The organism is Streptomyces kurssanovii, from assembly GCF_040677245.1.
Taxonomy (GTDB): Bacteria; Actinomycetota; Actinomycetes; order Streptomycetales; family Streptomycetaceae; genus Streptomyces; species Streptomyces kurssanovii.
The window spans coordinates 54,638-74,157 of the sequence record NZ_JBFAQK010000015.1; the positions used below are offsets into that span (position 1 = coordinate 54,638).

The following is a 19,520-nucleotide window of genomic DNA, read 5'->3' on the forward strand; positions in this document are numbered from 1 at the left end:
ACCGGCGGTCCGCCGCCGGTGAGCCGCCGGTGAGCCGCACCGCACGTCGCCTCGACCATCACCGGGCCGCGGGCCCCTCGTGGGTCCGCGGCCCGTCGTGGGTCCGCGGCCCGTCGTCGCCCCGCCTCGCCGCCATGGCGTCGGCCAGGTCGTCCAGGGCGGCGAGGAGTTGGACGGCGCCGCCCCGCAGGACGGCGTCGGACGTCTCCTTCGTCCCCCAGCGGTCCACGACCTCGTGCACCGGCCCCCAGTCCGGCACCCGGTTCTCGCGCACCGCCTCCGCGCCCTCCTCGACGGCGTTACGCAGCACCTCGGCCAGCGCGGCGGCGGCAGGTACCGGCGCGGCGCCCTGACCGCCGGCGTACTCGGGCAGGTGCGCCTCGATGAGCATCACGACCCTGCCCGCCTGGGCGAGCGCCCGGCCCGCGTCCTCCGCCGTGCTCCGTGACAGCACACGGGAGCGCACAGGCTCGTGCTTGGCCTTGGTCAGGGCGTCCCGCCAGGCGATCCGGGCGTCCCGCGAGTCGAGCAGCGCGCCCCGGACGTCCGCGGATCCGGGTGACCCGGCGGTGTCCTGACCGTCGGCGGGATCGGCGTACCGGTCGAGGACGGCCGCGGCGTAACGGCCGTGCGCGAGCAGCCAGTCGGCGAGCCGGTGATGCAGGCGCGGGGTCTCCCAGGCCGGGTAGAGGGCGTAGGCGAGCATCGCCAGCAGTCCGCCGAGGAAGGTGAGCAGCACCCGCTGGGGAACCGTCTGGGCCCAGTCTTCGCCGCCGGTGCCGAGCAGGAAGACCACGTAGGCGGAGATGAAGACGCTGGCCACCGCGTACCCGGTGCGCATGACGAGGTACATGCCGAAGGCGCACAGGACGGCGATGCCCGCGCTGACATAGGTGCCGGGACGGGCCGTCTGCACCACCGCCGTCGCCACGCCCACGCCCACGAGGGTGCCGGCGAAGCGGGCGACGGAACGGCCGTAGGTCTGCGAGAAGTCGGGGCGCATGACCATGACCGCCGTCAGGGGCGCCCAGTAGCCGTGGCCCAACGGGAGCGCCGTGCCCAGCAGATAGCCGGCGGCCACGACCGCCGACGAGCGGACCGCGTGCCGCAGCACCGGCGAGTCGGGCCGCAGCTCGTCGCGCATCGCCCGCAGCGCGCCGGGGACCAGCCGCACCAGTCCGTGCCGTGTGCGGTGGTCGGACTCGGCGGCGCCCGCGCCGCGTGCCGTGCCGACGACCTCGTCGAGCAGTGCGGTCAGACGCAGGGCCGCCCGGCGGGGCGGCCCGGACAGGAGGGCTCCGGTGTCGGGCGTCCGCAGGGCGGCGGTCGCCTCCGGCGGCACCAGGACGGCCTCCCCGTGGCGTACGGCACGCGCGGCCGCGTCGAGCACCGTCCCCGCGGCGTGGAGGAGTTCGCGCACCCGGTCGCGGGCCGGACCCTCCGCGGGGACGCCGACGGCCGGGTCGGCCAGTGAGGCGAGCACGGGCCTGATGCGTTCGGCGACGCCGCGGGTGCCGTGCAGCTCCGCCGGCCTGCGCCTGGCCTGCCGCGGGGTGACGGCGGCGGCACTGCGGGCGTGCATCAGCGGGGCCGGGTCGAAGGACGCGGTCGGGTCCTCGCGGAGCCGGCGCGCGTAGTCGGCCTCCGCCGCGAGCGCGTCGGCGAGCGCGTCGCGCTGCGCGCCCCAGCGGCGCACGGGGAACAGGACGACGAGCAGGGCCTGTACGACCCCGCCGACCGCGATCATGGCGGCGTGGCCCGCGGCGGCGGCGACCGACGTGGGCAGCGTGACGGTCACCAGCATGATGGCGATGTTGGAAGCGGCCATGATCCCGGCGGTCGGTCCCACGGCCCACAGGAGGCCGCCGAGAAAGGTCCACAGCGCCAGCAGGGCCATGAACAGGGCGATATGGGTGCCGGTGAGGTAGCCGAGGAAGGTGGAGACGGCCAGCGTCGCTCCTGAGAGCAGCGCGAGGACCGGCCGGGGCCGCCAGCTGCGCTGGAACGTCGCGATGGCGGACTGGAACGCGCCGAAGGCGGAACTCACGGCGACGGCGGGCCCGAAGAGCGTGAGCGCCGCGCCGACCACGAGTGCCAGCCCGGCGGCGCCCCGGACGGCGATGAGGGGTTCCAGCCGTTTCCGCTCGACCTTCAGCCCGGAAAGGGCGGTCTCCTTCAACGCCCGGAGCCAGCTCATGGGCCGAGCGTAACGACCTTTCCCGGCATTTCACCCGACCTACGGGCGCGGTGCACCTACGGGCGCGGTGCACCTACGGGCGCAGTGCGCTGCCCGACGGAGCGTGGCTGGTGGCGGGGCCGGCGCGTGGCGCGTCCCGCCGACGGGGCGTGGCTGGTGGCGGCGTCGGCGCTTGACGCGTCCCGCCCAGGAGGCGTGGCTAGTGGCGGGGCCGGCGCGTGATGCGTCCCGCCGACGGCGCCGCGCCCCGCCGCTCCGCACGGTCCGCCGCGGCGCGGCCGTCCTGCCAGCCGTCGAGGTCCGTCGCGCCGCGCACCCGGGTGGTCGTCGTCTCGGGGAACATCCGGTCCGTGTGCGAGGCCACCGCCACGTCCCGCGACGCCAGGACCGGCAGCAGGTCGGCGGTGACCACCTCGTCGGCCACAGCGGTCAGATGTTCGCCCAGGCGGCTCGCGTACGCGGTCCAGAACGACTGGCGGAAGGTCTTGGTCCGCCGGCGGCCGCCCGCGCGCTGCGCGGACTCCGCCTTGGTGAGGGCCGTCGTGCCCTGGACGAGCAGGGAGGTGTGGAGCAGTTCGACCGCCTCGAGGTCGCTCTCGAAGCCGACGACGGTCGAGAAGGCGAACGCGCTGTTCCATACCGCCCGGCAACGGTTCGCGGCGGCCACCGCGTCGAGCAGGACCGCCTTCGCCGTCTCGTACGGGGCGTCCACACCGATCCGGCACGCGGACGGCGCTTCCGGGCTGTGCGTGCGGGCGGCCAGCAGGGCCTCGTCGACGCTGTGCCGGGCCATCAGCTCCTGCGCCTTGGCGGTGAGCGCCTCCGCCTCCTCCGGGTAGTCGGTGGCCTCCGCCTTCGCCAGCAGCGCCCGGATCCGCCCGAGCATGCGCGGCTCGTACGGTGACGCCGGCACCGAGGCCAGGGACCGGCCCGGGACGGGACCGACCGGTTCGATCGCGGGGAGACGGGCGAGCAGCCGGTACAGCTCCAGCAGGGCCGTGGCGTGCGAGAAACGGTCGGACCTGGGCGGTTGCAGACCGGCGAGTTCGTCGAGCTGGGCACGGAAGCGGGGTGCGAGCCGCGGCCCGTAGCGCTTCGTCTCCGCCGTGATCAGCCCCGCCGCCAGCAGTTCGTGCGTGTCGTCGAGGTCCCGCCGGACCAGGCGCAGGACGTCGGCCGGCTGCCAGCCCCGCTCCCACGCCCGCCGTACGAACTCCTCGCCGCGAAGGCGCAGCTCGTCGTCGGCGGAGGGGTCGGCGGCCAGCAGGGACGCACCGGTGTCGAGCGCCTCGTCGCTCTCCCCGTACACCGCCGCCGCCAGCGCCTTTTCGACCGTACTCATACTTCGGATGGTCCCACGGACGGCGCGGCCGGTCCCGCGGGGTGCTCCCCGGGTAGGGCAGGCCATACCCCGGGAACACCCCCCAGTGGTCGTGATCACGACGCCGGGAGACGGAAGCCTGACGGCATGACCACAACAGCCGTACGGCTCACCGGACTCCGCCGCGTCCACCGTGACGTCACCGCACTCGACGGTGTCGACCTGGAATTCCCGCGAGGGTCCTTCACCGCCGTCATGGGGCCCTCCGGTTCGGGCAAGTCCACCCTGCTCCAGTGCGCCGCCGGGCTCGACCGGCCCACCTCCGGGACCGTGGAGATCGACGGCGTCAGGCTCGAAGGGCTGAGCGAGCGGCGGCTGACGCTGCTGCGGCGCGACCGGATCGGCTTCGTCTTCCAGGCCTACAACCTGATCCCGTCGCTGACCGCGGCCCAGAACGTCGCCCTGCCGCTGCGGCTGGCCGGACGGCGGCCGTCGCGCGCCGACGTGCACGGGGCGCTCGCCGAGGTGGGCCTCGAGGGCAGGGCGGGGCACCGGCCGGGCCGGATGTCGGGCGGGCAGCAGCAGCGGGTCGCTCTCGCCCGCGCACTGATCACCCGCCCGGCCGTGCTGTTCGCGGACGAACCGACCGGTGCGCTCGACACCGTCACCAGCAAGGAGGTGCTCGGGATCCTGCGGGGGCTGGTGGACCGCGAAGGGCAGACGATCGTGATGGTCACCCATGATCCGGTGGCCGCGTCGTTCGCCGACCGGGTCGTCCTCCTGGTCGACGGGCGGGTCGGCGGAGAGCTCACCTCGCCCACCGCCGAGCAGGTCGCGGCCCGTCTCGCGGGGCTGGAGGCGGTCCCGTGCTGACCGTCGCCTGTGCCGCGCTGCGGGCCCGCTGGGCCACGTTCGCCGCCGGCTTCGTCGCACTGGCGCTGGGCGTCGGACTGATCGCGACGATGGGCCTCGGCCTGGCCGCCACCTTCGAGGCGCCGCAGCGCCCGCCGGAGCGGTTCGCCTCCTCGCCGGTGGTCGTCATGGGGCAGGACCGGCTCACCGTGGAGGTCCGCCGGGGGCCGGGGACCGAGGAGGTGTCGAAGCCGCTCGCCCATCCACACCCTGTGGACACCGGACTGGTGCGGGAACTGACCGCGCTCGGCCGGGTGACCCGCGAGGGCGGCCCGGACGCGGTCGGCGTCGACGCCCCCGCCGACAGGGTCGAAGAAGTGGTGGGCCATCGGGCGCAGGTCCTCACCGGGGACGAACGGCGGCGGGCGGATCCCGGGACCGAGCGCGACGCCCAGGCTCTCGTCTCGGTGAACTCGCTGCTCGGCACGGCCGGCGGCGTGTCCGCGTTCGTCTCCGTCTTCGTGGTCGCCTCGACGTTCGCCTTCGCGGTGGCCCTGCGGCGGCGTGAGTTCGGGCTGCTGCGGACGGCGGGGGCGACACCCGGCCAGATCCGCCGGCTGCTGCTCACCGAATCGCTGCTCGTCGGCGTGCTCGCCTCCGCCGTGGGCTGCGCGCTCGGCGCGTGGGGAGCGCCGCGGCTGGCCCGGGCCCTCGTCGAAGGGCAGGTGGCACCCGAGTGGTTCGCGATCCGCGAGGATGTGGACTGGCCCTTCCACCTGGCGTTCTGGACGGGGCTGCTGGTCGCCCTCACCGGAGTGTGGGCGGCCTCGCGCCGGGCAGGGCGCATCGGTCCCGCGGAGGCGCTGCGCGAGGCGGACGTGGACACGGGCGTGCTGCCGCGCGGCAGGCTGCTCGCCGGCATCGCCCTCGCGGTGGCCGGCGTGGCGCTGCTGGCCTGGGGGCTCGCCACGGACCCGGCCGACCTGCTGAAACGCAAGACGTACCTGACACGGCCGATGATCCTGATCACCGCCGTCGCGTTGCTGGCTCCGCTGCTCGTGCGGCGCACCGCCAGGCTGCTGCCCCTGCCGGGCGCGGTGGGAATGCTCGTACGGGAGAACACCGCCGCGTCCGTGCGCCGCACGGCCGCCGTCGCCGCGCCCGTACTCGTCACCGTGGCACTCGCCGGCTCGATGACCGGGACCGCCGAGTCGGTGACGGCGGCGCGGGCGGCGGACGCCCGGGAACGGACGGCGGCCCACCTCGTCGTGACCGGCGAGCGGTTGCGGGTGCCGGAACGCCCCGCCGCCACACCGGTGACGAAGACCGCGACGGTCTCACCGTCAGCGTCCACCGCTGTGTACGTACGGGAGGAGGGCACCGCACTCGTCGGGTTCGAGGCGCGTGCGGTGACCGACCCCGCGGCGTTCGCGAAGCTGGCGCGGCTGCCGGTCACGGCGGGCGACCTGCGCGACCTGGACGACCGTTCCATCGTCGTCACCGAGGAATGGATGCGGCACGAAGTGGGGCGGACCATCGACGTGTGGCTGGGCGACGGCCGGCCGGCCAGGCTGCGTATCGCCGCCGTCCTGGCGGTCGGGACCGGCGGCGACGGCGCTTTCGTCACGGCCGCCAACGCTCCGACCGCCCCGGTCGACCGGATCGACGTACGGGCCGGCGCCGGCGCCTCCCCGGCCGCACTCGAAGCCCTCGCCGGCGAACTGCGGCGCTCCTTCGGCGGAACGGTCCGCGACGTGCACGAGTGGGCCGCGGCGACGCATCCCCGTACGAGCCCGCAGACGCGTCTCGGAATGCTCGTGGTCCTCGGGATCGCCCTTGTCTACACGGCGATCGCCCTCGCCGGGACGCTGCTGATGGCCACGTCGGCACGCGCCGGCGAACTCGCTTCGCTGCGCCTCGCGGGAGCGACCCGCGCGCAGGTGCTGCGAGTGGTCACGGGCGAGGCACTGCTCGCCGTCGCCGTGGGGGCCGTGCTGGGGGCGGCGATCACCGCGGTGAACCTGGGTGGGCTGGGGGCGGCGCTGGCCGCGCTGTCGGCGCCCGTGACCGTCGTGGTGCCATGGGGGACGGCCGGAGCGGCACTCGGGGTATGCGCGGCGGTGGCGGTCCTCGCGGCGCTGGCCAGCTGTCCGCGGCCCAGGTGAGGGACGCGGGCCGGCGAAAGGCGCGGGCCGGGGGAGGCACGCGGGCCGGCGAGAGGCGCGGGCCGGCGAGGGACGGGGGCCGGTGACGGTCGGGGGCTGTGGGACTCCCGAGGGCAGGGCGCCGGAAGTCCGGCACCCTGCCCCCGGTCCGTTCCCGGGGCCCGGTGGCGGTCAGGAAGCGCGCAGCGTCCGCTTCGCGAGTTCGTACGCGGGGAGCATCTGCTCGTGCTCCTGCGAGTCGAATCCGCCGAGGTCCACGACCACGAGGCCCTGCGGCGTGGCCACGGCGAAGGCACGTTCCTTCTTCGGGTCGTCGAGGAATTCGTTCTTGTTGATGTACGTGACCTCCGTGGCGGCGAACTTCCCCGCCTCGGTCTCCTTGTACACCTCGTCCGTCCGCTCCTTCGCCCCGTCGGCGACGAACGCCTGGAGCGCCTTGCGGGTGTCGTCCCCGGCCCCGGCACCGACCCACACCCGGATGAAGCCGATGTGCCCGGCGGGCTTGGCGTCGATCTCGCACACGAGCGTGACCGGGCCCTGCTCGAGGATCGCGGCGAACTCGCTGTCCTTGTCGCTCTCGACACGCTCGGGCTTCCAGTCCGCGGCGAGCGAGAAGGTGACGGGCATGGGGCAGGCGGAGCCGGGGGCGCCGACCGAACCGGCCGCTGCCGGCCCGTCGGCCGCCTTGTCATGTGTGTTGCTCTCTTCTTTCTTCGTGTCCTGCCGGCCCGCCGGACCGACCGCCTTCTCGTCGGAGCCGGCCTTCGACGAGCAGCCGCTCGCCACCCCCGTCACCAGAACCGCCGCCACCGCCCCGAGAGCCGCACCGCGCACACGCCCCCGCATCACATTCCGCACCGAAGGATCCCCACCCTGTCTGTCCGTGAACCCACCACCGCTGTCGGCGGCGTAGCAGGATCGATCCTACGGAGAGCCGGTGTCGAGGAAGGATTCGATCAGTGGGCGAGAACAAGGACCGGATGCTGGCCGGCGAGTGGTACCTCCCGGACGACGAGGAGTTGGGCGCGGACACCCGGCGCCGTGCAGAACTCTGCGCCGCCTACAACGGGAACGGCGGCGCCTCGCCCGACGAGCGGGCGGCGATACTCCGCGAACTCCTCGGCGCGCTGGGCAAGGACGTACGCATCCGGCCGCCTTTCCACTGCGACTACGGGCGCTACATCAGCATCGGGGACCGTACCTTCGTCAACTTCAACGCGGTCTTCCTCGACGCGGCGCCCATCACCGTCGGCGCCGACGTGCAGATCGGACCGAACGTCCAACTCCTCACCCCGACCCATGAAATGGACACGGATCGACGCCGAGCGGGCTGGGAGAAGGCGGTCCCGATCGTGATCGGCGACAACGTGTGGCTCGGCGGTGGCGTGATCGTCTGCCCGGGCGTCACCATCGGGGAGAACACCGTCGTCGGTGCGGGTTCCGTGGTCACCAAGGACCTGCCGGCCGGGGTGCTCGCCGTCGGCAACCCCGCCCGCGTCGTCCGCGCCCTTACGGACTGAGTCCCGCGGCGCACCAGCACGTCCCGTCCCGCACGCACCTGGCGCGGTGTCGCCCGGCCCGTCGACCGGCCGTTGTCGTACCCGGCTGCCACACTCGAACCCATGGGCGAACGATGGGCTCTGGCAGCGACGGAGGGGGACGGGGCCAGGCTCGTCCCCCTCCTTCCCGACGGCCTGCCCGCAGGGCCCGTGGTGGAGGAGCCCGACCTGGTCGAGGCGGTCCGTTCCCGTCCCGGGGTGGACCGGTGGGTGTGGCGGTCCACCGCCGGGGTCTATCCGCGGCTGCTGGCCGCCGGTGTCCGGGTCGAGAGGTGCTACGACATCGAGGACGCCGAGTTGCTGCTGCTCGGCCACGAGGGACGGCTCGGCGAGCCCCGCTCGGCGGCCGCCGCCTGGGCGCGGCTGCGCAACGCTCCCGTGCCGGCCGATCCGCCCGCCCGCGCGGCCGAGCCCGGCTCCCAGTCCTCACTGTTCGAGCCGCAGCCCGTCGCCGTGCCCCTGGAGGCGCTGCTCGAGGTCTACGCCGACCAGCAGCGAAGGCATCTGGCCGCCGAGCACCCCGGCCGGATGCGGCTGCTCACGGCCGCGGAGTCCGCGGGCATGCTGGTGGCCGCCGAGATGAACCGCGCGGGGCTTCCATGGCGGGCCGATGTGCACCGAGCAGTGCTGCACGAACTGCTCGGCGAGCGGTACGCGGGCGGTGGCGAGCCGAGACGTCTGGCCGAGCTCGCGGACGAGGTGTCGGCCGCCTTCGGCCGGCGCGTGCGGCCGGACCTGCCGGCGGATGTGGTGCGGGCGTTCGCACAGGCGGGGATCAAGGTGCGCTCGACCCGGCGATGGGAGCTGGAGGAGATCGACCATGCGGCCGTGAAGCCGTTGATCGAGTACAAGAAGCTGTACCGCATCTGGACCGCACACGGCTGGAGCTGGCTCCAGGACTGGGTGCGGGACGGCCGTTTCCGGCCCGGATACCTGCCCGGCGGCAGCGTCTCCGGCCGCTGGACGACCAACGGTGGCGGGGCACTTCAGATACCGAAGGTGATCCGGCGGGCCGTCGTCGCGGACGACGGCTGGCGTCTCGTGGTCGCCGACGCCGACCAGATGGAGCCGCGGGTGCTCGCCGCGATCTCGCGGGACCACGGCCTGATGGAGGTCGCGGGGCACGACGGCGACCTCTACACGGCGCTGTCCGACCGGGCGTTCTCCGGTGACCGCGACCACGCCAAGATCGCGCTGCTCGGCGCGATCTACGGCCAGACGTCGGGTGACGGCCTGAAGAACCTGGCCGCGCTCCGGCGCAGGTTCCCGAGGGCGGTGGCCTATGTGGACGACGCGGCGAAGGCGGGCGAGGAGGGCCGGCTGGTACGGACGTGGCTCGGACGCACCAGCCCCCGGGCCGCCGGCGCGGGCGACGACGACGAGGCGGGCATCCCCCAGGAGCCCGTCGAAGCCGCCCCTTCCGACGGCGAGTTCACGCCCGGCTACGCGTCGACCAACGCCAGGGCACGGGGCCGTTTCACCCGGAACTTCGTGGTGCAGGGGAGCGCCGCCGACTGGGCTCTGCTGATGCTGGCGGCGCTGCGTCGAGCGACCGCGGGGATGCGGGCGGAGCTGGTGTTCTTCCAACACGACGAGGTGATCGTGCACTGCCCGGCGGACGAGGCCCGCGACGTGGCGGAGGCGATCCGCTCGGCCGGTGAGCTGGCCGGGCGGATCGCCTTCGGTGAGACGCCGGTGCGGTTCCCGTTCACGATCGCGGTGGTGGAGCGCTACTCGGACGCGAAGTGACGTGCGCGGGCCCCAGGCCCGGCTCCGGGCCTGGGGCCTTGGAGGCACCGGAGCCCGTGCCGTGCACGCCCGCGCTGCGGGTGATCGGCACCTGGAGGCCCGGTCTGGCGCTCGGCGCGGTTGGGCCCGGCTGCGGAGACCAGGGGCCGGGGCGGCCCAGCTGGGGGAATCGGACCGGGGAGGCCCGGCTGCGGGGACCGGGGTCCCCGGGGCTCATCCGGCCGCCGTGCGCCACTTCTCGTCGAGGACGATGGTCTTCATCTGCTCGATGGTCAGGACCGGCTCTGCGCGGCTGGCGTCCTGGCCCTGCCCCGGAGCGTTGAAGGCCATCATCACGACCCGGAAGCCGTCGGGACGCAGGGTGTCGACCGTCCAGGCGACAGCGCCCTCGCCGCCCTTCTGATCGGGGTCGTTCTCCTTCCTCACCATGACCTTGGTGCCGTCCGCCAGGGTCGTGACATCGCCGGTGAAGAGCTCCGTCGCGAGGTCCTGCATGCCCGTCTGTGCGTTGACCTGGATGAAGCCGGCGCCCTTGCCGTCGTCGGCGACGACGAATCCGTAACCGGGGTCGCCCTGCTTGTCGTGGACCTTCAGTCCCTTGGGCAGCAGCGAGGTGAGGATCTTGTCCACCGATGTGCCGGTGGAGCCGGGCAGCGGTGTCTCCTTGTGGGGCTCGCCCAGCTGCGCGCCGATCGACCGCCACACGTCGTCCGTGACGAGCGCCTTCAGCTGCGGGCCCGTCAGGGGCGGCGCCGGCCGGCTGACCGGCGCGCCCTTCTCGGCGGGCGCGTTCCACTCGCCGGCGTCGACCTGTACCCCCTTGGGCGTGACCAGGACGGCCCGCCACAGCCGGGTGTCCACGCGCCGGTCGGGATACTCGTAGCCCTGGAACAGCATGAAGCGCGAACCGTCGGGGAGCGTCTCGGCCTTGCATGTGTCGTGCTGCACCAGCGCCTTGGACGGGCAGGTGACGGACTGGTCCGCGCTCTGTCCGGCCGGGTCGACGGTGCTCACACCGAGGCTGATCGCCGCCGCTCCTTGTCCGTCGTCGAAGACGACGGAGGCGTACGGGCCGCTCTTCCCGCCCTTGACGTCCTCGGTGATGCCCCGACCGGCCTCGCGGGTGATCTCCCCTTCGGGCAGGAGGGCCTTGAAGGCCTCGATCATCTTCTCCTTGGTGACCCCGCCCTCCGTGGACGAGCTCGGAGCGCCGGGCGTGGCCTGTCCCGCGACGGCGCTGGGCGTGGCGGGTGCCGCGGCCGATGCCTGACCGTCGCCGGAGCCGAGCGCACCGGTCGTGTAGCCGCCGGCGACGCCGACCACGGCGAGTGCCAGAACACTGCCGGTCACGGCGGCGGCGCGGCGGCGGGCCAGCCGCCGGCGGCCGCGGGTCAGGCCGCCGTCCACCAGACCCGGCCGGTCGGAGGGCCGGAAGGTGTCACCGGCACGGCGGATCGCATCACCGAGTTCGTCCTCGAAAGGCATGGGGAACCACACTCTCTGGTCGCGTGACATGGAAATGAAGTGGTGGAGCCCGCGGGGCGGCCCGCGGGAAGAACACGCCGTCGGGTGCCGCGCCTCAGCGGGCGGCGAACTCGACCAGGCTGCCGCCGAGTTGCTCACGGAGCTTGGCGAGCGCCCGTACCGCTCTGGTGCGCACAGCGGCGGAGCTGACGTTCATCGCGTCGGCGGTCTCCTCGATGCTGCGGTCCTCCCAGTACCGCAGCACCACCACCGCCCGGTCCTTCGGTGAGAGCCGGCCGAGCGCACCGAGGAGTGCGAGGCGCAGCTCGGGGTCGTCACCGGAGAGCAGGGCGGAGTCGGGCAGCTCGCCGACAGGGCGTTCCGAAGCGGAGCGCCGGCGCCTGTGAGTGAGGAACGAGCGGACGAGAACTGTCTGTGCGTATCCCGCCGGATTCTCGATCCGGGAGACGCGCCCCCACAGCACGTACATCCGGCCGAGCGTCTCCTGCACCAGATCCTCTGCGAGGTGTGTGTCCCCGCTGGTCAGGAGGCAGGCGGAGCGGTAGAGGTGCGCGGCGCGGTTCGCCGCGAACTCTCTGTACTCCTCCGTGCGGGACGCTCTCATCCCCTGCTCACTCTCCCCCGTCGTGCGCCGGCGACCCCTTCACCTCATTGACGCGGCAGCGTCCCCGTAATGTTTCAACCGTTCCAGAACTCGTCCCGTGCGGGGGTCAGGCCCCCACGTACTCCCGCAGATGGTGCGCGGTGAGGGTGTCCCCGTGGGCGACCAGGTCCTTGGGCGTCCCCTCGAAGACGATGCGGCCGCCGTCGTGTCCGGCGCCGGGACCGAGGTCGATGAGCCAGTCCGCGTGGGCCATCACCGCCTGATGGTGCTCGATGACGATCACGCTGTTGCCGGCGTCCACCAGCCGGTCGAGCAGCGCCAGCAGCTGGTCCACGTCGGCCATGTGCAGACCGGTGGTCGGCTCGTCCAGTACGTACGTCGCCGCCTTCTCCGCCATGTGGATGGCCAGCTTGATGCGCTGCCGCTCACCGCCGGAGAGGGTGTTGAGCGGCTGTCCGAGCCGGAGATAGCCGAGCCCGACGTCCCGCAGCCGCCCGAGGATGGTGCGTGCCTGACCCGAGGTGAAGAAGTCGTGGGCCTCGGCCACCGACATCCCCAGCACCTCGCTGATGTTCTTGCCGCGCAGGGTGTACGTGAGCACCTCGGGTGTGAACCTCTTGCCCTCGCACTCCTCGCACACCGATGCCACGCCGGCCATCATGGCGAGGTCGGTGTAGACCAGCCCGAGGCCGTTGCACTTGGGGCAGGCGCCCTCCGAATTCGCGCTGAACAGGGCCGCCTTGACGCCGTTGGCCTTGGCGAAGGCCGTACGGATCGGGTTCAGCAGACCGGTGTACGTCGCCGGGTTCGAGCGGCGCGAACCGCGGATGGGCGACTGGTCGGCGACCACCACGCCCTCACGGGCGGGCAGGCTGCCGTGGATCAGCGAGCTCTTGCCCGATCCGGCGACGCCGGTGACCACGGTCAGGACGCCGAGCGGTATGTCCACGCTCACGTCCCGCAGGTTGTGCAGGCCGGCGCCCTTGATGGACAGCTGTCCGCGCGGCTCGCGCACCTTCTCCCGCAGGCCGGCCCGGTGCTCCAGGTGCCGCCCGGTCAGCGTTCCGGAGGCACGCAGTCCGGGCACATCGCCGCTGAAGCAGATCTGTCCGCCTTCGGTGCCTGCACCGGGACCCAGGTCGACGACATGGTCGGCGATCTCGATCACCTCGGGCTTGTGCTCGACGACGAGCACCGTGTTCCCCTTGTCGCGCAGCCGCAGCAGCAGGTCGTTCATCCGCCGGATGTCGTGCGGGTGGAGACCGACGGTCGGCTCGTCGAAGACGTAGGTCACGTCGGTGAGGCTGGAACCGAGGTGCCGCACCATCTTCACGCGCTGCGCCTCACCACCGGACAGCGTGCCGGCGGGACGGTCCAGGCTGAGATAGCCGAGGCCGATCTCCACCAGCGAGTCGAGCAGGTCCCGCAGACCGGCGAGCAGCGGGGCCACACCCGGATCGTCGATCCGGCGCACGAACTTCGCGAGATCGCTGATCTGCATCGCGGAGCACTCCGCGATGTTCACCCCGTCGATCTTCGAGGAGAGTGCGGCGGCCGTCAGTCGCGTGCCCCCGCAGTCGGGACACTCGCGGAAGACCACGGCCCGGTCGACGAAGGCCCGGATGTGGGACTGCATGGCGTCGCGGTCCTTGGTCAGCATCGTCCGCTGGACCTTCAGCAGCAGGCCCTCGTACGTGAAGTTGTTGCTGCCGACCTTCACCTTGACCTGCGGCTTGTGGAGGAAGTCCGCCCACTCCTGCTCGGTGAAGTCCTTGAGCTTCTTGTCCGGGTCGTAGAAGCCGGAGTTGGCCATGATCTGCCAGTACCACGAGTCCACCGCGAAGTTCGGCACGGTGATCGCGCCCTCGTTCAGCGACTTGTCGCGGTCGACCAGCTGGTCGATGTCGATGTCCGACACCTGGCCGACGCCTTCGCAGCGCGGACACATGCCTTCCGGAAGATTGAAGCTGAAGGCTCCGGACGTGCCGATGTGCGGCGTGCCGAGGCGGGAGAAGACGATCCGCAGCATGGTGTACGCGTCGGTCGCCGTGCCCACGGTGGAGCGGGAGTTGGCCCCCATCCGCTCCTGGTCGACCACGATCGCGGCACTCAGGTTGTGCAGCGCGTCCACGTCGGGACGGCCGAGGCTCGGCATGAACGACTGGATGAAGGCGGTGTACGTCTCGTTGATGAGCCGCTGGGACTCGGCGGCGATCGTCCCGAAGACCAGGGACGACTTCCCCGAGCCGGACACGCCGGTGAAGACGGTGAGGCGCCGCTTGGGGATGTCGAGCGAAATGTCGGCCAGGTTGTTCTCGCGCGCGCCGCGCACCTGGATCACATGGTGGTTGTCGGCCGGGATCGTCATCCGGCCGACGTTAGCCCACCCCACTGACAACGGGGCCCGGTACCTGCGTCCCGCCCGTTGACAGCGGTGGGGCAGCGTTGTTTCGTCGTCTGGCAAGCGCTTTCCGGCCGAACCTTGGAGCGTTCAGGTGGAGTTCTCGCGTCGTTCCGTGCTGTCCGTGATCCCGGCGGCAACGCTGCTTGCCGTGGCACAGCCCCTGCGCGCCCGAGCCGCGCCCACAGTCCGCTCCTCCGCCTCCGGGCAGGCAGCCGACCACGAGACGCTGCTCCGCAACACGGTGGCGGTCTTCGCCGGCACGGCGGAGGCCAACGCCCGGCCCGAGGTCGCCACGAAGCTCGCGGCCGTCACCTCCGCGGCGCGGTCGCGGCTCGCCGCGATGGACGACGCCGGACCGGGCGAGCTCTTCGCGGGAGTCCCCCTCGGGACCAGCGATCCCAACCTGAGCAGGACGTTCCAGTACCTGTACGAAATCGCCCTGGCCACCCGGGCCCCGGCCTCCGGCCTGTTCGACGACAGTGCGGTCCGGCGCAGGGTCGCCGACGGCCTGGTCCGTCTCCACGACGAGTACTACGGCGACCAGTCGAAGGGCTACTACGGCAACTGGTTCAACTGGGAGATCGGCATCCCCGCCTACGCGACCAAGACCCTCGTTCTCCTCGGGGACGAGCTCGCGGCGTACCGGCCGGACCTCGCCGCGACCTACATCGCCTCCATGGACGCCTACCTGCGCAACGGCAAGAACGGTGACGTCGACCTCGACTCGCGCTTCCACACCGGGGCCAACCTCGCCGACATCACGACCAACCGGATCCTCCAGGGGGCGGTCCTCGGGGACGACGCCCGCGTCAGCAAGGCCGTCGCCGACCAGCTCACCGTCTTCGCCCGGATCGACCCGTACGACCTGCGGCACGGCGTGACCGACGGCTTCTACGCGGACGGCTCCTTCGTCCAGCACGCGTCCGTCGCCTACACCGGCTCCTACGGCAAGGGCCTGCTCACCCGGATCGTCCAGAGCGTCAAGATCCTCGACGGGACGGCCTATGTGCCCTCCGAGGACCTGGTCGGCGTCGTGCAGGGCTGGGTCGTGGAGGGCTTCGCCCCGGTGATCTTCGAAGGCTGGATGATGGAGATCGTCAAGGGCCGCGCCGTCTCACGCACCGGCACGGGTTACGCGGACGTCGCCGCCGTCGTGGAGGCCGTCGTCGACCTCGCCGGATACAGCACCGGCGGCGACGCCGAGGCGCTCGAGGGCTATGTCAAGTACGTCCGGCAGACCTCCAGGGCGAACCTGGACCCGGCCTCCTTCGTCTCCCCTGTCAGCATCGCCCGCTACGCCGACATCCTGAGCTCCCCGGTCCCGGCGAAGGACCTGGGGCCCGCCGCCTCCCACACCGCGTTCAACGCCATGGACAGAACCGTCCACCGGCGCCCCGGTTACGCCTTCGCCCTGGCACGCAGTTCTGACCGCATCAGCAAGTACGAGTACATGAGCGGCGAGAACCTGATGCCGTGGTTCCAGGGCGACGGGGCCCACTACCTCTATCTCGCCGGCCAGGACCAGCGGCAGGCGTTCGGCATCGACTACTTCACCACGGTCTCCCCGTACCGTCTGGCGGGCGTCACCGCGCCCGTGGAGGACCGGCGTACCGTGCCGGAGCTGTACGGAACGCTCTGGTACGACAACCCCGAGCGCGGTTTCACCTCGTCCTCCGAGTCCCAGAACACGTACGTCTACTTCCCGCGCGGCAGCCACCCGCACTCCGGCGGCGCCCGCCTCGGCGCGTACGGCGCCACCGCGCTCGTCCTGTCCGACGACGTGGCGTACGCCGCGAAGCAGGCGGGCGAACTGCCCGACGACTTCATCGCCTACCAGGGCGCCCGTGGCACCAGATCCTGGTTCATGCTCGACGACGAGATCGTCGTCCTCGCGGCCGGTGTCACGGGCCACGCGGGACGCGCGGTGACCACCACCGTCGACACCCGCATCGCTCCCCCCGGCGCCCCGGTCGCCCTCACCGGTGAACTCCACGACGGAACGCCGTGGCAGGGCACCGGCACCGCTCCGCTCGCCTGGCTGCGGTACGCCGATCCAGGGCAGCGGACCGCGGTGGGATACGTCTTCCTGTCGGGTCCCCGGCCGAACGTCGCGCTCGACACCGTCACCCGCGGCCTGCGCCGCGTCCGGCTGTCCAACCCGGACACCGCCGTGACCAAGCAGGTCTTCACGGTCTCCTACGACCGGCCCGCCGGTGCCGCGCCCACCGCCATGGCCCACGCGATCGTCCCGCACGCCTCCGAGCGCCAGTTGGCCGCCTACGCCGGAGGTCCGCTCTCCGCGCTCGCCAACACCGTCCGCGCCCAGGCGGTCAAGCACACCGGACTGGGCATCCTGGCCGTCAACACCTTCACCCCGGGCACCCATCACGTCGAGCGCCTCTCCGTCGACGGTCCGGCGTCGGTGATCCTCCGCCGGTCCGCCGACGGCACCTGCTCGCTCGCGGTGTCCGACCCGACCACGGAACGCCGCACGGTCACGGTGACCCTGCACGGCCGTGCCCTGCGCCCCGTGTCCGCGGACGACGGCGTCCGCACGACGCATGTCCCGGGCGGCACCCGCCTCGAGGTCACGACGCACCACGCCTACGGCGGCAGCTTCACGGCGACGCTGCGTTAGGGGTTCGTTCGCGTCGGCCCTCGCCCTGTCAGGGCCGGCGCGCGTACTCCTCAGAGAGGAACTTGATCGTCTGGTCGATGAACACCCGCATCTCGCGCGAGAGGGTCTTCCCGCGCCGCCAGGCGATCTGTGTGTGGACCTCGAACGGGATGGTCCAGGGCAGGGGTACGAGGGTGCCGCTCTCCAGGCTGTCGGCCACGGTGACGCTGGGCAGCAGGCTGATGCCGAGGCCGGCGGCGACACCGCGCTTGATGGACTCTATGGTGCCGAACTCGAGGAAGGGCAGGGATTCTCCGGTGCCGTCGTTGAGTTCCGCCTCGAACAACTCCCTGTAGGCACAGCCCGCTTCCGCGGAGATGACCTGGGTGGCGCGCAGATCGTCCGTCGTCACCTTCTCCGCGCGGGTGAGGGGGTGGCCCGGGGCCGCGACGACCGTGAGCGGCTCGGAGCCGAGCACTTCCGTCTGCACGCCGGGGTGCTGGGTCTCCGCCTCCATCAGGAAGCCCAGGTCGAACATGCCCTGGCGCAGGGCGTGGCAGGTCTCGGCGCACAGACTGGGGCGCAGCACGATCTGCAGCGCCGGATGGCGGTGGTGGAAGAACTCCAGCAGCGGCGGCATCCGGTAGGAGGTGATGCTCTCCATGGAACCGACGGTGAGCACTCCCGCCGGATCCTCGGAACCCAGCGCGGCACCGCGTGCCTCTCCCGCCAGGGCGAGCATCTGCTCGGCATAGGGGAGAAGCCGTCGCCCGGCCTCTGTGAGTTCGACCCGGCCGCCGAGACGGTCGAAGAGATTCACCTCGAGCGATTCCTCAAGGGCTTTGATATGCGCGGTGACACTGGATTGCGCGTACTTCAGTTCCGCCGCCGCGCGGGTGAAACTGAGCAGCGTCGCCACCTTGTGAAATGTCGCCAACTGCCGAATGTCCATGTCCCCTCCGTGGTCCGGTTGTCGCCGAACTCGTGGCGCATGAACCAGGAAATCAGCCGGGGAATGGGGACACCAGAACATCGGCCTGTCCGATCGAGGACAATGACCGTCAGGAATCTGCCACTTCGACACTGTCCGGATTGGCGGGCACGGCGCTCGTATCGGGGATCAGGCCCTGCTGAGCGAGGAGAAGTCCGGCCTGGAAGCGGCTGGTGGCGCCGACTTCCTCCATGATGGCGGAGATGTGGCGACGGCAGGTGCGGGTCGCCATGCCGAGCCGGCGCGCGATGCCCTCGTCCTTGAGGCCTTTCGCCATGAGCCGGGTGATCGAAACCCGCAGATCCTCGGTGATCTGCTGGTATTCGGCGGTCCTGCCCATTTCGAACGGCTGGCTCGCCTGCCAGATGGACTCGAAGGACCGGCAGAGATAGGCCACGACCGTGGGATCGGTGACAAGGGCGGCGCCCGGCGGCTCCTTGCCGGTGCGTTCCTTGGGAATGAAGGCGAACTTGCGGTCGTAGATGATCAGCCGCTCGGACAGTTCCTCCGCGGTCCGCACCTCCGCGCCCTGTGCGCAGATCTGGCGCACATAGGTACGCGTGGCGAGGCTCGCGCGGGCGGTGTTCTGATAGAGCGTGCGGATACGGATACCGCGTTTTCTCATCTCGAGCGTCTGCAGGAGGTCCTGCTCCAGCAGTTCGGCGCTGCGGCCGCCGCCGGGCTGGAGGCTGATGCGCTCCTCCGTGCAGCGCCGGCGGGCGAGGTCGATCTCGCGCCGGACGTCCTCGAAGTCGTCGAGGACCCGGATCGGCACATCGTCGGACGTGGAGCGGGCCCGGGAGCGGTACACCTCCGACAGGACCCGCAACTCCTGGTGTATACCGGCGATCTCGCGGCGACGCTGGGCGATGGACAGCTCGAGCGGCGTGACCAGTTCGGCTTCGGCGATGTCCGGATCGAGAGCGGCCACGACACGGCCGTTCGCCGATACGGCGAGCAGCCGGAGATCCTGCAGTGCCTCGCGGGCCTCACTGATCACCTGGACTTCGACACCCAGGCGACCTGCGATCTCCTCGTCCTTGAACGTTCCGTTACGCAATGCGTATTCGTAGACCTCGGCCGCGACGCCACCCAGCAGTTGATGCTCCCCCATCGGTCACCAACCCCAGCCAATTGCCCGATTTGTCGCTATCCACTTGCTGCCGCTCCATCATAGGACACTCCATGCCACTCGAACTCGATCTTCACTAGTGCCACCTTGTTCTTGCGGCCGGAGAGGGCGCGCATCGGATGAACAACGAGAGGGAAATACACGATGGCGAAGGCACACCGTTTCCTGGCTCATGGAATCTCGGTGACCGTGCTGGCGCTCGCGGTGATCCATTCCATGGCAGGGGTGACCACGTCCGTTCCCGAAGGCAACTCGTTATCCGGGGTCATTCTCGCGGACGACAAGTGGGACTCCCCGATGCCGGGCGAGGGATCGACCACCGCCGAGCGTGATCAGTACTGACCCAGTGGTACAGGCCAAAGGAGTATTGATGTCGGGGAATATGCCAATGGCCGGACGGCCCCGGGCAGTCGGAGCCACATGCGGCACTCTCCACTGGCCGCG

At 71.7% G+C, this 19,520-nt stretch carries 14 protein-coding genes; 6 read left to right on the top strand and 8 right to left on the bottom strand.

Annotated features, from left to right (window positions below; genetic code table 11):
• Positions 1-58: 58 nt before the first annotated feature.
• Complete coding sequence (locus tag AB0K36_RS13920) at positions 59-2,197, bottom strand: FUSC family protein (RefSeq protein ID WP_364592854.1); 2,139 nt, start codon at positions 2,195-2,197, stop codon at positions 59-61.
• Positions 2,198-2,396: 199 nt separating this feature from the next.
• On the bottom strand, positions 2,397-3,539 hold the full coding sequence (locus AB0K36_RS13925; RefSeq protein ID WP_364592857.1) for a DUF2786 domain-containing protein: 1,143 nt from the start codon (positions 3,537-3,539) through the stop codon (positions 2,397-2,399).
• Positions 3,540-3,665: 126 nt separating this feature from the next.
• Here AB0K36_RS13925 and AB0K36_RS13930 point away from each other — a divergent pair, with 126 nt between their 5' ends.
• Positions 3,666-4,391, top strand: a complete 726-nt coding sequence (locus tag AB0K36_RS13930) for an ABC transporter ATP-binding protein (protein ID WP_364592860.1) — start codon at positions 3,666-3,668, stop codon at positions 4,389-4,391.
• The gene (locus AB0K36_RS13935) at positions 4,385-6,535 is read left to right on the top strand and encodes an FtsX-like permease family protein (RefSeq protein ID WP_364592862.1); all 2,151 of its coding nucleotides are present in this window, start codon (positions 4,385-4,387) and stop codon (positions 6,533-6,535) included. The genes AB0K36_RS13930 and AB0K36_RS13935 overlap by 7 nt, the downstream gene beginning before the upstream one ends.
• A 171-nt stretch (positions 6,536-6,706) precedes the next feature.
• Here the strand turns inward: AB0K36_RS13935 and AB0K36_RS13940 are convergent, their stop codons facing one another.
• Positions 6,707-7,393, bottom strand: coding sequence for a lipoprotein (locus AB0K36_RS13940; protein WP_364592865.1), 687 nt, complete (start codon positions 7,391-7,393; stop codon positions 6,707-6,709).
• A gap of 101 nt (positions 7,394-7,494) precedes the next feature.
• Between AB0K36_RS13940 and AB0K36_RS13945 the strand changes: the two genes are divergently transcribed.
• Together AB0K36_RS13945 and AB0K36_RS13950 are read left to right on the top strand one after the other, a co-directional pair.
• Positions 7,495-8,055: a sugar O-acetyltransferase gene (locus tag AB0K36_RS13945; protein ID WP_364592868.1), complete on the top strand. Its 561-nt coding sequence runs from the start codon at positions 7,495-7,497 to the stop codon at positions 8,053-8,055.
• A 102-nt stretch (positions 8,056-8,157) separates the two neighbouring features.
• Positions 8,158-9,843 (top strand): bifunctional 3'-5' exonuclease/DNA polymerase, encoded by a 1,686-nt coding sequence (locus tag AB0K36_RS13950; protein ID WP_364592871.1) that lies wholly within the window; start codon positions 8,158-8,160, stop codon positions 9,841-9,843.
• A 213-nt stretch (positions 9,844-10,056) separates the two neighbouring features.
• Here the strand turns inward: AB0K36_RS13950 and AB0K36_RS13955 are convergent, their stop codons facing one another.
• The 3 genes from AB0K36_RS13955 to AB0K36_RS13965 form a co-directional block, all read right to left on the bottom strand.
• A complete protein-coding gene (locus tag AB0K36_RS13955) occupies positions 10,057-11,328 on the bottom strand; it encodes a hypothetical protein (protein WP_364592874.1) in 1,272 nt (423 codons plus the stop codon).
• 94 nt (positions 11,329-11,422) lie between these two features.
• A complete protein-coding gene (locus AB0K36_RS13960) occupies positions 11,423-11,932 on the bottom strand; it encodes a SigE family RNA polymerase sigma factor (protein WP_189470478.1) in 510 nt (169 codons plus the stop codon).
• 106 nt (positions 11,933-12,038) lie between these two features.
• On the bottom strand, positions 12,039-14,300 hold the full coding sequence (locus tag AB0K36_RS13965) for an ATP-binding cassette domain-containing protein (protein ID WP_364592878.1): 2,262 nt from the start codon (positions 14,298-14,300) through the stop codon (positions 12,039-12,041).
• Between the two features lie 127 nt (positions 14,301-14,427).
• On the opposite strand from AB0K36_RS13965, the gene AB0K36_RS13970 reads away from it, so the two are divergent.
• Positions 14,428-16,974 carry a polysaccharide lyase family 8 super-sandwich domain-containing protein gene (locus AB0K36_RS13970; protein ID WP_364592881.1) on the top strand — a complete coding sequence of 849 codons (2,547 nt, stop codon included), beginning with the start codon at positions 14,428-14,430 and terminating at the stop codon, positions 16,972-16,974.
• A 28-nt stretch (positions 16,975-17,002) separates the two neighbouring features.
• Here AB0K36_RS13970 and AB0K36_RS13975 read toward each other — a convergent pair whose 3' ends face one another.
• Entirely contained in the window at positions 17,003-17,890 is an 888-nt protein-coding gene (locus AB0K36_RS13975) for a LysR family transcriptional regulator (protein ID WP_364592884.1), read from the bottom strand.
• Between the two features lie 124 nt (positions 17,891-18,014).
• Positions 18,015-19,058: a helix-turn-helix transcriptional regulator gene (locus AB0K36_RS13980; protein ID WP_364592887.1), complete on the bottom strand. Its 1,044-nt coding sequence runs from the start codon at positions 19,056-19,058 to the stop codon at positions 18,015-18,017.
• Positions 19,059-19,220: 162 nt separating this feature from the next.
• On the opposite strand from AB0K36_RS13980, the gene AB0K36_RS13985 reads away from it, so the two are divergent.
• Positions 19,221-19,418 (top strand): hypothetical protein, encoded by a 198-nt coding sequence (locus AB0K36_RS13985; RefSeq protein WP_189470488.1) that lies wholly within the window; start codon positions 19,221-19,223, stop codon positions 19,416-19,418.
• Positions 19,419-19,520: the final 102 nt, after the last annotated feature.

Bases quoted from the DNA above. Each gene is read 5' to 3' on its own strand.
- AB0K36_RS13920 (WP_364592854.1), bottom strand. From the start codon at position 2,197: ATGAGCTGGCTCCGGGCGTTGAAGGAGACCGCCCTTTCCGGGCTGAAG.
- AB0K36_RS13925 (WP_364592857.1), bottom strand. From the start codon at position 3,539: ATGAGTACGGTCGAAAAGGCGCTGGCGGCGGCGGTGTACGGGGAGAGC.
- AB0K36_RS13930 (WP_364592860.1), top strand. From the start codon at position 3,666: ATGACCACAACAGCCGTACGGCTCACCGGACTCCGCCGCGTCCACCGT.
- AB0K36_RS13950 (WP_364592871.1), top strand. From the start codon at position 8,158: ATGGGCGAACGATGGGCTCTGGCAGCGACGGAGGGGGACGGGGCCAGG.
- AB0K36_RS13955 (WP_364592874.1), bottom strand. From the start codon at position 11,328: ATGCCTTTCGAGGACGAACTCGGTGATGCGATCCGCCGTGCCGGTGAC.
- AB0K36_RS13960 (WP_189470478.1), bottom strand. From the start codon at position 11,932: ATGAGAGCGTCCCGCACGGAGGAGTACAGAGAGTTCGCGGCGAACCGC.
- AB0K36_RS13965 (WP_364592878.1), bottom strand. From the start codon at position 14,300: ATGACGATCCCGGCCGACAACCACCATGTGATCCAGGTGCGCGGCGCG.
- AB0K36_RS13980 (WP_364592887.1), bottom strand. From the start codon at position 19,058: ATGGGGGAGCATCAACTGCTGGGTGGCGTCGCGGCCGAGGTCTACGAA.
- AB0K36_RS13985 (WP_189470488.1), top strand. From the start codon at position 19,221: ATGGCGAAGGCACACCGTTTCCTGGCTCATGGAATCTCGGTGACCGTG.